At 58.6% G+C, this 15,542-nt stretch carries 11 protein-coding genes; 9 read left to right on the top strand and 2 right to left on the bottom strand.

Annotated features, from left to right (window positions below; all coding sequences use genetic code 11):
* The first annotated feature begins 206 nt into the window (after positions 1-206).
* From RGV06_RS24265 to RGV06_RS24235, 7 genes are all read left to right on the top strand, one after another.
* The gene (locus RGV06_RS24265; protein ID WP_019828938.1) at positions 207-737 is read left to right on the top strand and encodes a DUF4946 domain-containing protein; all 531 of its coding nucleotides are present in this window, start codon (positions 207-209) and stop codon (positions 735-737) included.
* A 103-nt stretch (positions 738-840) separates the two neighbouring features.
* On the top strand, positions 841-1,287 hold the full coding sequence (locus RGV06_RS24260) for a DUF411 domain-containing protein (RefSeq protein ID WP_037032823.1): 447 nt from the start codon (positions 841-843) through the stop codon (positions 1,285-1,287).
* A 528-nt stretch (positions 1,288-1,815) separates the two neighbouring features.
* Positions 1,816-3,387 (top strand): glycogen synthase GlgA, encoded by a 1,572-nt coding sequence (glgA, locus tag RGV06_RS24255; protein WP_019828936.1) that lies wholly within the window; start codon positions 1,816-1,818, stop codon positions 3,385-3,387.
* A gap of 59 nt (positions 3,388-3,446) precedes the next feature.
* Positions 3,447-5,528: a 4-alpha-glucanotransferase gene (gene malQ / locus RGV06_RS24250; protein ID WP_198822630.1), complete on the top strand. Its 2,082-nt coding sequence runs from the start codon at positions 3,447-3,449 to the stop codon at positions 5,526-5,528.
* Between the two features lie 27 nt (positions 5,529-5,555).
* Positions 5,556-5,783, top strand: coding sequence for a DUF2934 domain-containing protein (locus RGV06_RS24245; protein WP_046809774.1), 228 nt, complete (start codon positions 5,556-5,558; stop codon positions 5,781-5,783).
* Positions 5,784-5,926: 143 nt separating this feature from the next.
* On the top strand, positions 5,927-8,080 hold the full coding sequence (glgX, locus tag RGV06_RS24240) for a glycogen debranching protein GlgX (RefSeq protein ID WP_322151633.1): 2,154 nt from the start codon (positions 5,927-5,929) through the stop codon (positions 8,078-8,080).
* Positions 8,081-8,174: 94 nt separating this feature from the next.
* On the top strand, positions 8,175-8,978 hold the full coding sequence (locus RGV06_RS24235) for an endonuclease/exonuclease/phosphatase family protein (RefSeq protein WP_322151632.1): 804 nt from the start codon (positions 8,175-8,177) through the stop codon (positions 8,976-8,978).
* Between the two features lie 62 nt (positions 8,979-9,040).
* Here the strand turns inward: RGV06_RS24235 and glgB are convergent, their stop codons facing one another.
* Positions 9,041-11,272, bottom strand: a complete 2,232-nt coding sequence (glgB, locus tag RGV06_RS24230) for a 1,4-alpha-glucan branching protein GlgB (RefSeq protein ID WP_322151631.1) — start codon at positions 11,270-11,272, stop codon at positions 9,041-9,043.
* Positions 11,273-11,819: 547 nt separating this feature from the next.
* Between glgB and ccoG the strand changes: the two genes are divergently transcribed.
* Both ccoG and mapR read left to right on the top strand, forming a co-directional pair.
* The gene (gene ccoG / locus RGV06_RS24225; RefSeq protein WP_019828930.1) at positions 11,820-13,241 is read left to right on the top strand and encodes a cytochrome c oxidase accessory protein CcoG; all 1,422 of its coding nucleotides are present in this window, start codon (positions 11,820-11,822) and stop codon (positions 13,239-13,241) included.
* A gap of 132 nt (positions 13,242-13,373) precedes the next feature.
* Positions 13,374-14,783, top strand: coding sequence for a GntR family transcriptional regulator MpaR (gene mapR, locus RGV06_RS24220; protein ID WP_019828929.1), 1,410 nt, complete (start codon positions 13,374-13,376; stop codon positions 14,781-14,783).
* A gap of 191 nt (positions 14,784-14,974) precedes the next feature.
* Here mapR and RGV06_RS24215 read toward each other — a convergent pair whose 3' ends face one another.
* On the bottom strand, positions 14,975-15,385 hold the full coding sequence (locus tag RGV06_RS24215) for a hypothetical protein (RefSeq protein WP_322151630.1): 411 nt from the start codon (positions 15,383-15,385) through the stop codon (positions 14,975-14,977).
* Positions 15,386-15,542: the final 157 nt, after the last annotated feature.

Here is a 15,542-nt window from a genome sequence, read left to right as displayed (position 1 = left end):
GTCGTTACCACGCAGCCGGAGCGGACAAGAAACACCTTGCTGACATCGCCCCGGCCATAAGAGGGGCGCGATTGTCCGGGATTAGACATAAGAAGCAAAGGTTTAGCTGAGCAATGGTCGAAAATGATGTCACGCTGCAAAGCAAGAGATCGACACCTATTGATACACTATTGCTGTTAAAAACCCGTCAAAAAGGCCTGAGACCTATGCACTTTGCCCGCCGTTTCCCCGCTTTTATCGGTTTATGCCTGCTTGTTGCGTTGCCAGCGGCCCATGCCGACGGTCTGACGATTACCTGGCCCGCAGGCTGGGAGATTCAAACCGTCACCCCTGAGCCCGGCGACAGCAGCGTGCGCCAACGGGCCGTGAAGAACGATGCCAATGGCGATCCGCAAATGGTCATGGAGCTGACCCAGTCGACCCTGGTGCCGGAACACAAGGTGAATATGGAGGCCGTTTTGCTGCAAATGCGCAAAACCCTGCAGCAAAACTTCGCCAAAGGCGGATACCAGAGCGCTTGCAGCAAAATCAACAGCAGCACCCTGGGGGGCCTGGACGCCTTGCAAACCACCTGCAAAATCACCCAGAACGGCAACCATGTCATCACCCAGACCCTGGTGGCCGCCACTCAGGGCAACAGCGCCTACGCCCTTTCCTACGCAGGCCCGGCAGACGGCTACAAAGCCAACGAGCCCGAGGTCCAGGGCATCCGTGCAAGCTTGCGACTGACGCCTTGAAACGCAGCAAGGTGGCCCAACCTGACAAAATTGTCATCTGGTCATCAGTTACCTGACAGTCGTTAATGCTCAGGCTCACATTTTTTACGTATTGAGGAACTCGATGAAAACCCCTTTGCGCCTTGTCGCACTCTCGGCCCTGCTGTTGTCCTCGCTGGCTCAGGCCGCCGAACAACTGACCATTGATGTGCACCGCGATGCCAACTGTGGCTGCTGCAAAGCCTGGATCTCCCACCTTGAAACCAATGGCTTCAAGGTCAATGACCATGTGGAAGCCGACATGAGCAGTGTCAAGCAGCGCCTCGGTGTCCAGCCGCGCCTGGCTTCATGCCATACCGGGGTGATCAACGGCAAATTTGTTGAAGGCCATGTCCCGGCCGAACAAGTGGTGGCATTGACCAAGCGCAATGACCTAAAGGGGATTGCGGTACCGGGCATGCCTATGGGTTCGCCGGGTATGGAAATGGGTGACCGCAAGGACGCGTATCAGGTGATCGGCTTGCGCAACGATGGCAGTGATCAGGTTGTGGCCGAGTATCCCGGCAACTGAGATTTCAGCACGCAGCGCACCGCAATGGTGCGCCCCCGTGCTTTTTTGAAATCCTCTGGAGCGTTAAGTGACCTGTAGTCGCTGCCGAGGAACGAAGGCTGCGAGCTTTATTGTCCCGTTCGCACGATCAAGAGCTCGCAGCCTTCGTTCCTCGGCAGCGACAACAAAGAAGCGACGCATCACCCGGCACTGAAATAACAGTGACACACATCCCGTGATAGATATTTTTCCTACGCGATAATTATCTTTGTCCTACAAAAAAACATCTCATATACCTAACACCTTGAAGTATCTCTCCTACACTCAACGCTGTCATGTCTACGGCGTCTAACTGCCGTAATCAGACAATCGAATTTTCTTCACCCGTGATAGGTCTACCTAAGGCTGGGTTGCCGCTATTGGTGCATTCCTTGCAGTGCCTTAATCATCTTTTGAGCATTTATGCCCTGGATGACAGGGCCAATCGCAAGTGGGGAAGTACCGGCCGGGTGGCCGTCAGTGGATCAATAAATATAACGGGAGAAATTCATGATCAGTGCGGCTGCGCCACATCAAGAAGAACGTCTGACCCCGCAAGTTGTGAGTGAGCTGTTGTCTCTGCCAGACTTGGCCCCTGCGGGGAGGCCCGAGCTGCCGCTGGCGAGTGCCAATCCCAACAAGAAGAAAGTGCTGTTTGTCACTTCCGAACTGGCCGACCTGGTTAAAACAGGCGGTCTGGGGGATGTGTCGGCCGCCCTGCCGCGGGCCATGCGTCACTTGCATGATGTGCGTGTATTGATCCCTGGCTACCCGCAAGTACTCAACAGCGACAACCCGATTCATATCATCGGTGAACTCGGCGGCCATGCTGCCCTGCCCGCCTGCAAGATCGGCCGCATGGACTTGAAGGACGGGCTGGTCATCTATGTGCTGATTTGCCCGGAACTGTATGAGCGCGAAGGCACTCCCTACGGCGCCAATAACGGACGCGACTGGCCTGACAACCATATTCGCTTCGCTCGCCTTGGCCTGGCCGCAGCCGATATTGCGGCCAACCTGGCGCAAATTCACTGGCAACCCGATCTGGTCCACGCCCACGACTGGCCCGCCGGGCTGGCGCCTGCTTATATGCATTGGCGCGGCCAACGTACGCCCACACTCTTTACCATCCATAACCTGGCCTATCAGGGCGTATTCAGCCGCGCCTGCTGCCCGGAGCTGGGCATTCCGCAGCATGCCCTGCAGCAGGACGGCATGGAGTTTTATGGCAAGTTGTCGTTCCTGAAGGCGGGCATGGCCTACGCGAGCCATATCACCACTGTCAGCGCCACCTATGCTGCCGAAATCACCACCCCGGCCTTTGGATGCGGGCTGGATGGCTTTTTGGCCAGTAAAACCCAGCAAGGGTTGCTGAGCGGTATTCCCAATGGCATCGATGAAAGCTGGGAAGCCACGACCGACCCCCATCTGGTTGCCCCGTTCGGCATCGGTGACTGGGAGGCAAGGGCCTTGAACACCGCCCATGTGCGCACCCTGTTCGGCCTGAAACCGTCCAAGGGCCCCCTGTTCGCCGTGGTTTCGCGTCTGGTGTACCAAAAAGGCCTGGACCTGACAGAAGCCGTGGCGGCTTTTATCGTGGCCAACGGTGGTCAGATCTGCATCATCGGCCGCGGCGAGCCCGAAGAGGAGCAAACCATGCGCGAACTGGCCTTGCGCTTTCCGGGGCAGATCGGGGTGCGCATCGGCTTCAATGAAACCGATGCCCGGCGCATGTTCGCGGGCAGTGATTTCCTGCTGATGCCCTCGCGCTACGAGCCCTGCGGGTTGAGCCAAATGTATGCACAACGCTTCGGCTCTCTGCCCGTGGCTCGCAACACCGGCGGACTGGCCGACACCATCGAGAATGGCGTCACCGGCTTCTTGTTCGATGAGTCCACCGTAGCCAGTTACGAGCAAGCCCTGAAACGGGCGTTCAAAGTTTTCAGTTACCCGGCACTGTTCAACGCCATGCGCTGCCGCGCAATGGCCGCCCCATTTAACTGGTGCAAGGCCGTTGAACCCTACGCCGAGCTTTATGAACAACTGGTAGCCAAGTCATTGCTTCGCTCCGTGAAGCCATGAGTCATGCAACCCGCGGATCTGCCTGACGCCCGACCGTTTATCGCCAAGGGAGCCCGCCAATGAGCGAAGCGCAACTCGAAGTACTCGCCGGCCGAGCCGGCCTGGCCGTTGACTGGATTGATGCCAACGGCCAACCACAAAGGGTTACACCCCAGGTACTGGAAGCCATTCTGGCGGGTCTGGGATTACCCGCCGACAGCGCCGAAGCCATTGAAACCAGCTTGCTGAACTTGCAACTGGAGCAACAGAACAAACGTCTGCCGCCCTTGCTGACCGCAGACGTCGGCAAGGCCCTGGACTTGTCACGTTATTTCCACCCCCATAGCCAGTGCATCGTGCACCTGGAAAACGGTGATTCGCTGCCGATCCAGCTGGATGCTGACGCCGTACTGCCGGGCATGATTCCCGTCGGCTACCACCGGGTACAGCTGGACGATCAGCAGTTCACCCTGGCCGTGGCCCCGACACACTGCTTCAGTATTGCCGATGCCTTGCATCAAACCGCCCCGCGAGCATGGGGAGTGAGCGTTCAGCTGTACTCGCTGCATCGCCACGGGGATGGCGGGTTTGGAGATACCCAGGCGCTGGAAACCCTGCTGCAGGCCGTCGGTGAACGCGGAGCCGACGCACTGGCGATCAGCCCCTTGCACGCCATGTTCAGCAGTGCACCCAAGCATTACAGCCCTTATTCACCGTCCAGCCGTTTGTTTCTCAACAGCCTGTACGCCGCTCCCGCCAGCATCCTGGGGCACGAGGCACTCAACCGGGCCATTGACGCCACCGGCCTGAGAGATGAACTGCAGCGTCTTGAACAACTGCCCCTGATCGACTGGCCTGCCGTAACCAAGGCCAAACAAGCATTGCTGCGCCAGCTCTACAACGATTTTATCCTGGACGAACACCCGCTCCATGCTGACTTCAAGCGCTTTCGCGAGCTGGGGGGCGAAGCCCTGGAGAACCATTGCCGTTTCGAAGCGTTGCAAGAGTTGTGTGTGACTGAACATCACAGCCTGGACTGGCGCGACTGGCCGGAGCAATGGCGCAACCCCGACAGTCCTGCATTGCTGCATTTCGCCGAAGAACACCGAAATGTCATCGCGTATTACGCGTTTTGTCAGTGGTTGATGGATCGCTGCCTGGGCCGCGCACAAACTGCCGCTCGGGCCAGCGGCATGGCCATCGGCCTGATCGCCGACCTGGCCGTGGGCGCCGATGGTGCGGGCAGTCAGGCCTGGTGTCGCCAGGACGAACTGTTGTCGCAACTGACCGTGGGTGCCCCACCCGATCAGATGAACCGTGCAGGCCAGGGCTGGGGGATTTCCGCGTTTTCGCCTGAAGGCCTCAAGCGCAATGGCTTTCGCGCTTTTATTGAGATGTTGCGCGCCAACTTTGCTCATGCCGGTGGGCTGCGAATCGACCATGTACTGGGCTTGCAACGCTTATGGGTGATTCCCTTGGGCGCAGCGCCCAGCGAGGGGGCTTATCTGTATTACCCGGTTGACGACCTGTTGCGCCTGGTATGCCTCGAATCCGTGCGCCATCAAGCCATCGTCCTCGGAGAGGACCTCGGTACGGTACCTGACGGCCTGCGGGAGAAACTCAGCGAAAGGGCAATCCTGGGCATACGCGTGCTGCTGTTCGAGCAAGACTATGGGGCGCGCTTCAAACCCATACTGGATTGGCCGCACGATGCACTCGCCACCACCAGTACCCATGATCTGCCGACACTCAATGGCTGGTTGCACGGACGCGATATCGACTGGAATGAACGCCTGGGCCTGATTGATCCGGTTACCGCCCACCACTGGCGCGAAAACCGTCAACGCGAGTGCGAAGGCCTGGACCGGGCCTTGCGCCAGGACCCGCAGAACTTTCAGGAAGAAGCCCAAGGCAACGCCCCGACACTGGACGCCAGCATCCGTTTTCTGGGGCACACCCGTGCGCCGCTGGTGTTGCTGCCGATCGAGGATGCTTTGGGTCTTGAGGAGCAAGCCAATTTGCCTGGCACTGTCAGCGGCCACCCCAACTGGCGGCGCCGAATGCCGGGCGATTGCAATACGTTGCTGGACGCGATTGATGCAACGCAACGCTTCGAATTGCTGGCCTGCGCCCGCCAGCAAGCCCACGAAAGAGACCGATAATTCACCCATGAGTCAAGGAGCTTCGCCATGAGTAACGACGACAAACACATTCGTGAATTTGCCTATCAGATCTGGGAATCCGAGGGTCGCCCCGAGGGCCAGGAGGCACGCCATTGGGACATGGCTCACAAGCTGGCCCAGGCACAAGCCCTGTCCCCGTCCAAAGCCGAACCAAAGGCTGGCAAGGCCAAGGCAGCACCCAAGCCTGGCGCCGAGAAAAAACCCCGGGCACCGCGCAAACCTGCCTCGTCTTGAGCACAGGTTTCCAACGTGTGGGAGCGAGCCTGCCCGCGATTGATTCAACCCGGGAACGAGTTGAATCAAGGTAGTTGAATAGCGGGCAAGCCAGCGCCTACAGGCCACCTATCCCTCAAGTCCTTAATACGCAGGAGCAGGTCATGAGTAAACACACGTCAGCACCGCCCACTGGCGACACTTTGCGCATCCGCGAAGGACTGCCCTTCCCCCTGGGCGCCACCTGGGATGGACTGGGCGTCAACTTCGCCCTGTTTTCAGCCAACGCCACCAAAGTTGAACTGTGCCTGTTCGACGCTAACGGTGAAGTTGAGCTGGAGCGTATCGAGCTGCCCGAATACACCGACGAGACCTTTCACGGCTACCTGCCAGACGCCCACCCCGGGCAAGTTTACGGCTACCGCGTGTATGGTCCCTACGAGCCGGAAAACGGCCATCGCTTCAACCACCATAAATTGCTGATTGACCCTTACGCCAAGCAGCTTGTGGGAGAACTCAAATGGTCAGAAGCCCTGTTTGGCTACACCATCGGCCATCCGGATGCCGATCTGAGTTTTGATGAGCGTGACAGCGCGCCATTTGTGCCCAAGTGCAAGGTGATCGACCCGGCGCACACCTGGGGCCACGACCACCGACTCAGCGTGCCCTGGGACCGCACCCTCTTCTACGAGGCCCACGTACGCGGCATCAGCATGCGCCACCCCGCCGTACCAGATGCGGTACGGGGCACCTTTGCCGGGTTGATGGTCGATGAAGTGGTCGAACACATTACCGGCCTGGGCGTCACCAGCGTCGAGCTGTTGCCGGTACACGCATTCGTCAACGACCAGCACCTGCTGCAAAAAGGCATGACCAATTATTGGGGTTACAACAGCATCGCCTTTTTCGCACCGGACCCGCGTTATCTGGCCAGCGGCAAGATCGCCGAGTTCAAGGAAATGGTCGCGCGCCTGCACAAGGCCGGGCTGGAGGTAATTCTGGATGTGGTCTACAACCACACCGCCGAAGGCAACGAGCAAGGCCCGACCCTGTCCATGCGCGGCATCGACAACGCCTCGTACTACCGGTTGATGCCCGAGGATAAACGTTATTACATCAATGATTCGGGCACCGGCAACACCCTGGACCTGAGCCACCCGTGCGTCTTGCAGATGGTCACCGACTCGCTGCGCTACTGGGCCCGGGAAATGCACGTTGACGGCTTCCGCTTCGACCTGGCAACCATTCTGGGGCGTTATCACGACGGCTTTAACGAACGTCACAGTTTTTTGGTGGCCTGCCGCCAGGACCCGCTGATGCGCCGGGTCAAAATGATTGCTGAACCCTGGGACTGCGGGCCCGGGGGCTATCAGGTCGGGGGTTTCCCGCCTGGCTGGGCGGAGTGGAACGACCGCTTTCGCGACACCGTGCGCGCCTTCTGGAAAGGCGACGAAGGCCAGTTGGCCGACTTTGCCGGACGCATGACCGGCTCTGCCGACCTGTTCAATCATCGTGGTCGCAGGCCCTACAGCTCGGTCAATTTCATTACCGCCCATGACGGCTTCACCTTGCACGATCTGGTGTCGTACAACGACAAGCACAACGAAGCCAACGAAGAGAACAATCAGGACGGCAGCAACAACAACATTTCGTGGAACCACGGGGTGGAAGGCCCCACCGACGATCCCGAAATCAATGCGCTGCGTCAGCGCCAGATGCGCAACTTCATGGCCACCCTGCTCCTGGCCCAAGGCACGCCGATGCTGGTAGCCGGCGACGAGTTCGCCCGCACCCAACACGGCAACAACAACGCCTACTGCCAGGACAGCGAAATCGGCTGGATCAACTGGGAACTGGACAAGACCGGTAAATCGCTGCTGGCGTTTGTCAAACGCCTGATCAAGTTACGCCTGCAATACCCCATCTTGCGGCGCGGCCTGTTTTTGGTGGGTCACTCCAGCGATACCCCCGGGGTAAAAGACGTCACCTGGTTGGCACCCGATGGCACCGAGATGACCACCGAGCAGTGGCAGGACGGTCAGGCCCGGTGCCTGGGCATGCTGCTGGATGGCCGGGCCCAGGTGTCCGGAGTACAACGGGCCGGAGCAGACGCTTCATTGCTGATCGTCGTGAATGCGAACCACGACCCGATCAGCTTCAACTTGCCCAAAGTCCCCCACGGCATCAGTTGGTCATGCAAGCTCGACACCACGGACCCGACCATCAAAGGCCCCCAGCACCTGCCGTTCAACAAGCCCTACGAGGTCACCGGACGCTCGCTGGTGCTGTTTGAACTGCAACATACCGAGGTGTCGTAAATGTATTGATAAACATCAAGTCCACCCCCATGAAAAGCGGCAAACTACACCCTTGAGCTTGCCGCTCAAAACTGCCCCTGACAGAGGAGTGACCATGCCCACTGAAGATGTTGTCGGCAATACACTTTTATCTGCCACTACGGCAACAACTGCTGCTGTCCATCAACTCAAGGTCCTGACGGTCAATACGCACAAGGGATTTACCGTCTTCAACCGTCGCTTTATCCTCCCCGAGCTGCGCGAGGCAGTGCGCAGTACCGGTGCCGACCTAGTGTTCTTGCAGGAAGTGCTGGGCGAGCATGACAAACACGCATCGCGCTACGAAGACTGGCCAGCAACCTCGCAATACGAGTTTCTCGCCGACAGCATGTGGAGCGACTTCGCCTACGGCCGCAACGCCGTGTACCCAGACGGCCATCACGGTAATGCCTTGCTGTCCAAATACCCGATCAAGGCTTCGCGCAATCTCGATGTGTCCATCACAGGTCCCGAACGGCGCGGTCTGTTGCATTGCGTACTGGACGTACCGGGCCACACCAATGTGCACGCCATATGCGTGCATTTGAGCCTGCTGGAAAGCCATCGCCAGCTACAGATCGTGCTGCTTAACCAGTTGCTCAAATCCCTGCCGCCCGAAGAACCGGTCATCATTGCCGGGGACTTTAACGACTGGAAGCAGCAAGGCAATGCCGCCCTGCGCCAACGAGACGACCTGCACGAAGTGTTTGAGCGTCATCACGGGCAACTGGCCAAAACCTATCCGGCGCGCTGGCCACTGCTGCGTCTGGACCGCATCTACTTGCGCAATGCAACCAGTCACAATCCAAAAATCCTCGGCAACAAGCCGTGGACGCATTTATCGGATCATTTACCACTGGCGGTTGAGGTGCATTTGTAATACCGAGGCGCCCGCCATGCCCTCACCCTCTCCCGGAGGGTGAGGGTGAGGGTGCTTTTGATCTACGCGATCACCGGCCGCAGTATCAACACCCCCAACGGCGGCAGATTCAATGCCAAGGACACACTCTGCCCATGGCTGGGCAGTTCATCGGTCACCACCCCGCCGCCATTCCCGTAGTCAGAACCTGCATAGGAGGCGGAATCACTGTTGATCACTTCTTGCCAGGTGCCGGCAAACGGCACGCCGATGCGGTAGCCCTCGCGGGGTACCGGGGTAAAGTTGGTCACCACCAGCAATGGCGAGCCATCCTTGCTCCAGCGCAACCAGGCGTAAACACTGTTGGCGGCGTCATCGCCGATCAGCCACTGGAACCCTTGAGCAACGTCGTCCTGATCATGCAGCGCAGGTTGCTCGCGGTACAGGCGGTTCAAGTCGCTCACCAGCTTCTGTACACCACGGTGCTCGGGGTACTGCAGCAAATACCAGTCCAGTTGCTGATCATGATTCCATTCGCGCCACTGGCCGAACTCGCAGCCCATAAAGAGTAGTTTCTTGCCCGGATGAGCCCACATAAAGCTCAGGTACGCCCGTAAATTGGCGAACTTTTGCCAGCGATCACCGGGCATTTTGTCGATCAGCGAGTGCTTGCCATGCACCACTTCATCGTGGGAAATCGGCAGGATAAAACGCTCGGTCCAGGCGTACACCAGCCCAAAACTCAACTCATTGTGATGGTGGGCGCGGTATACCGGGTCCTGCTGAATGTAATGCAGCGAGTCGTGCATCCAGCCCATGTTCCATTTATACGAAAAACCCAGACCGCCCTGATCGGTGCTTTGACTGACACCCGGCCAGGCCGTGGACTCTTCTGCAATCACCAGAGCGCCCGGGACTTCGTGGGCAACCACGTCGTTGAGGTGGCGCAAAAACTCGATGGCTTCGAGGTTTTCCCGGCCACCATGACGGTTGGGCACCCACTCCCCTGATTTGCGCGAATAGTCGCGGTACAACATGGACGCCACGGCATCGACCCGCAGGCCGTCAATATGGAAGTGCTTGAGCCAGTGCAGGGCCGACGCCAGCATAAAGCCATGCACTTCGGTGCGACCCAGGTTGTAAATCAGGGTATTCCAGTCTTGATGAAATCCCTCAAGGGGGTTGGCGTATTCATACAACGCGGTGCCGTCAAATTGCGCCAGCCCGTGGGTATCGTTAGGAAAGTGTGCCGGTACCCAGTCCAGAATCACCCCAATACCGGCTACATGGCAGGCATTGACGAACGCAGCAAAATCGTCGGGCGAGCCGTAGCGGGCTGTGGGGGCAAACTGCGACAGGGGCTGATAACCCCAGGAGCCGCCAAACGGATGCTCCATGATCGGCATCAGCTCGATGTGGGTGAAACCCAATTGCTGCACATAGGGAATAAGGCGATCCGCCAGCTCAGGCCAGGTGTACTGACGCTCGACCTCGCCGACATCATCGACCTCACACTGCCACGAGCCCACATGCAATTCGTAGATGGACAGCGGCGCATCGTGACGCTGGAGCTGCGCACGGGCCTGCATCCAGTCACCGTCCTGCCAGTCGATGGTCAGGGGTGAAGCTACCTTTGATGCGGTATCAGGCGGTAGCTGTGTGGCCAGCGCCACAGGGTCGGCCTTGAGCGGCAAGATCCCCTGCTCGCCCAGAATTTCATATTTGTACGCCTCCCCCGCTTGCAGGCGGGGAACAAACAACTCCCACACTCCACTCGGATGGCGCAGGCGCATGGGGTGACGACGGCCGTCCCAGCCGTTGAAATCGCCCACTACCGACACCCGCCGGGCATTGGGTGCCCACACCGCAAAGCGCACCCCGTGTACACCGTCAACGTGGGTCAGCTGCGCGCCGAAACAACTGCTCAAGTCACGATGATTGCCTTCGGCAAACAGGTACAGATCCATTTCACCCAGCAATGGGCCAAAACTGTAGGGATCTTCGCTGATTTGCACAGCGTCGCCCCAATCAACCTGCAGCACATACGGCCGGGTATGCGCGAAATGTCCGACATATAGACCGGCCACCTGAGAATCCTCAAGGCTGCCGAGCACTTGACCGTCGTCACGGGCCAGCACGTTGACACTCACCGCTCCCGGCAGAAATGCCCGAATATACTGCCCGCCCTCGCCATCTGCGTGAGGGCCCAACACCGAAAACGGATCGGGGTGCTCTGCCCGTGTCAACGCCTCGATATCCGAGTCTGCGGGTAACAACGAGTCTTTACCTTTACCCGTTTGCTTGCTCGACATCATGCTGTTCTCCATCCGGTAAAGGTTACGTCTGACCCAGCACGCGTTATAGCCATCGACTTGAGCTGTGTCCTGAGACTCACAGACAGAGCAAAGACTAGCTGTTGTCAGACAATCTGTATCCATTCATGAATAACCCGTGACGCACATCAAGTACTGGGCGCAGAACACGGCCGAATGCACTCTTTTCGCACATTAACCGTGCAATGTGTTGCTTTAAGGTCACCCGAACATCCAGTCCGAGGTTAATAAGGCCCATGGGCATCACTGCCGTTACCAATGCAAGACACATGCACATTTCACCCACACTAAAGCCTTACTTGCGTGATTCGGTGATTTGCTTGACCTCGATCACACTGTGCTCAACGCACCTGGGTTACAGGCGCACAAAGTCAATGACAACGGGGCATTGACCCAGGTGCAGCACATTGTCGCAGGCAGCCCTAAAACAGCATCTGATCCGGTTTTAATTCAAATAACTGAGCCTGTTATGCAAACAGTTCGCTGGGCATAGTGCTCCTGCCTGATGGAGGCTGATGAGCGAAAGACCATGAGCGAACAAATTCCCGTCCAGATACTTGAGTCATTTGAGGCTTCTCGCCCCAGAGCCACAAAAAATAAAAACAAGTCCAACGACAACGTGATCCACACCCGCAGCTTCACTGGCCTGTTCCGCACTCTGCGAATAGTGGGCACAGGCTTTCTGTTTTTGCTGTTCTTTGGCACGGTCTGGCTGAACTGGGAAGGTCGGCAGGCGGTCCTGTGGGATTTGTCTGAGAGCAAGTTTCATATTTTCGGCGCAACGTTCTGGCCGCAAGACTTCATCCTGCTGTCGGCATTGCTGATCATTGCCGCTTTTGGCCTGTTTGCGATCACCGTCTTCGCAGGTCGGGTCTGGTGTGGCTACACCTGCCCGCAAAGCAGTTGGACCTGGCTGTTTATGTGGTGCGAAAAGATCACCGAAGGTGACAGAAACCAGCGCATAAAACTGCAAGCAGCACCCTGGCGCCTGAACAAGATCCTGCGCCGTACCGCCAAGCACACACTGTGGCTGGCCATCAGCGTAATGACTGCACTGACGTTTGTCGGCTACTTCACGCCGGTCCGGCCATTGGCCACTGAGCTGCTGACCCTGGAGATAGCGGGCATCAGTCTGTTCTGGATGCTGTTTTTCACGGGTGCCACTTACATCAGTGCCGGTTGGCTGCGAGAAGCGGTGTGCATGCATATGTGCCCGTATGCCCGATTCCAGAGCGTCATGTTCGATAAAGACACCCTGGCCATTTCCTATGACGTGGCTCGGGGCGAAAACCGTGGTCCGCGCAAACGCGGGGTTGAACCCAAGCAAGAGGGTCTGGGCGATTGCATCGACTGCTATATGTGCGTGCAGGTATGCCCGACCGGGATCGATATCCGCGATGGCTTGCAGATGGAATGCATCGGTTGCGCAGCCTGTATCGATGCCTGTGATTCGGTGATGGAGAAAATGGGTTATGCCCCGGGCTTGGTGCGCTATACCTCCGAGCACGAGCTGCAAGGCGGCAAAACCCATCTGGCGCGCCCTCGCCTGATCGGCTACGCCGTGGTGCTGGTGGTGATGATCGGGGCGCTGGTGGTGGCCCTGAACCAGCGCACGATGGTCTCGCTGGACGTGATCAAGGACCGGGGCCTGTTCCGCGAGAACAGCCAGGGCCAGATCGAGAACATCTACAGCCTTAAAATCATCAACAAGACCCAAGAGCCGCAGCACTATCGGGTGTCGTTGCAAGACAGCGAGGACTTTCAGTTGCAGGGTAAAACCGAGCTGAGCCTGGCCCCGGGCGAGATCGTTGATGTACCGGTGTCAGTCGCCCTGCTGGCCGATCGACCGAAGAGCAGCTCACAGACCATCGAGTTCGTGGTGACCGACACCGATGAACCGGCTGTACGCAGCGTGGCCAAAAGCCGTTTTGTTGCACCGCTTAATCGTTGAGCCTTTAGACTGCAACAACCCTTGTGGAACGAGCCTGCTCGCGATGGCAGCACGGCGCTGCATGCATCGCAAGCAGGCTCGCTTCCACAGATGCTTGATGTGTGTCACTCACGCCGGACCGAGCCCTATCCAATGAAACGCTACGAAAAATTCGCCGACGATATTGCTGAACTGATTCGCAGCGGGGTGCTCGGCCCCGGCCAGCGCGTGCCTTCGGTGCGCTATGCCAGCCAGACCTACGGCGTCAGTCCTTCGACCGTGTTTCAAGCCTATTACCTGCTGGAGCGCCGCGGCCTGATTCGAGCCAAGCCGCGTTCGGGCTACTTCGTCAATGTGCATGCGCCTACCCCTTTTTGCGAACCGGTGTTCAGCAGCCATGTCACCGAGTCCACCCAGGTGGATGTCAGCGCCCTGGTGTTCTCGGTACTGGACTCGATAAAAGACCCCCACACCGTGCCATTTGGCTCGGCATTCCCAAGCCCGATGCTGTTTCCGCTGCAGCGGCTTGCCCGTTCGATGGCCACCGCCAGCCGCGAGATGGACCCGCGCATGGTGGTCACCGACATGTCCCCCGGCAACCCGCAACTGCGCCGGCAAATCGCCCTGCGGTACATGGTTGGCGGGTTGATGTTGCCCATGGAGGAACTGCTGATTACCAATGGCGCGCTGGAGGCGCTGAACCTGTGTCTGCAAGCCGTCACCGAGCCCGGCGACCTGGTGGCCATCGAAGCTCCTGCGTTTTACGCCTGCCTGCAAGTGCTTGAGCGGCTCAAACTCAAGGCCGTAGAAATCCCGGTGCATCCCCGTGATGGCATCGACCTCGGGGTGCTGGCACAAACCCTCGAGCGCCACCCGATCAAGGCCGTGTGGTGTATGACCAGTTTTCAGAATCCGATTGGCGCGACCATGCCCGAGGCCAAGAAACAGGCCCTGGTCGAACTGCTGCGCAGCCATCAAGTGCCATTGATTGAAGACGATGTCTACGCCGAGCTGTATTACGGCCAGCACGCACCCAAACCGGCCAAGGCGTTCGATACTGAGGGGCTGGTGATGCATTGCGGCTCGTTTGCCAAAAGCCTGGCCCCGGGCTATCGCATCGGCTGGGTGGCTGCGGGACGGTACGCGCAGAAAATCGAGCGGCTAAAACTGATGACCTCGCTGTGCGCCTCGATGCCCGCCCAGGCTGCCATCGCCGATTACCTGCAGCACGGCGGCTACGACCGTCACCTGCGCAAGCTGCGTTATGCCCTGGAAGAACAACAGAGCGCGATGCTGGCAGCGATTGCCCGTTACTTCCCGGCCCAAACCCGTGTCAGCCAGCCCTCGGGCGGCTACTTTTTGTGGCTCGAACTGCCTGAACAAATGGACTCGCTCAAGCTGTTCCAGATGGCCCTGGCCCAAGGCATCAGCATCGCACCGGGCCCGATTTTCTCGGCCACCCAGCGCTTTCGCAACTGCATCCGCCTGAACTACGGCAGCCCGTGGGACTCGGCATGCGAAAAGGCCATGGAGACATTGGGCAAGATCGTGCGTTCGTTCTAGACAACACCCCAAAGCCCTCTAGCAGCTGCCGTAGGAACGAGGCTGCGTTCGCGTGGTGCGGCACCCCGACGAAGCCGTCGTGAAACCTGGGCACTCAATATGCCTGACACACCCAAGCGCCTGATCTTGCGACGACTGCGTCGCCGAACGCAGCCTCGTTCCTACGGCAGCTGCTACGACGATCGTGGCACTTACCCCGGCATACAGGTGAAATCAGCCGTGTGCGCCACTTCCTTGCCATGCCCGTCCACCAGCCTTGCGCTGACTTCAGGTCCAAGGCTCGATTCGATCAGTTCGTAGTGCTCACCGGCCCTGAACCCGGTGTAGTTGACCTTGCCCTGGCAATCCACCTGGTTTTCATCACCCGTGGCGCCGTCAAACAAGGTGACATCCAGACGGTGCGCGCCGGGAGTGACTTCAAAGTAACGGCCATCGTTGACGTTTTTACCATCCACGCGCTCGGCCATCAGGTCACTGTTGCCCTCTTCTTTCAGGCCGATCCAGGCTTCGCTCGGGTCCTGCTGGGGCATGGGGCCAGCACAGGCCGACAGCAACAGCACCATGCCAAGGGACGGAATCAGCAGCAGCGGTTTAAAAGTCATTGCACGTGCGCCTCGCAAAAAAAGCAAAAAAGCGACAGGGACCAAGGCTGGTCCGTCGAACAGGATTCAAGCTTGGCGCTCATCGGCTCTGCGGCCAAATGAATGAAAATGAAGGGATTTTCAGGCCATTCCTAAAGGATCCTTCACGTTGCTGAAA

It is taken from the genome of Pseudomonas sp. CCI3.1 (assembly GCF_034313985.1).
GTDB classification, from domain to species: Bacteria; Pseudomonadota; Gammaproteobacteria; order Pseudomonadales; family Pseudomonadaceae; genus Aquipseudomonas; species Aquipseudomonas psychrophila.
The sequence above is the reverse complement of the archived record's forward strand: the minus strand, read 5'-3'. Positions and strand labels throughout refer to the sequence as shown.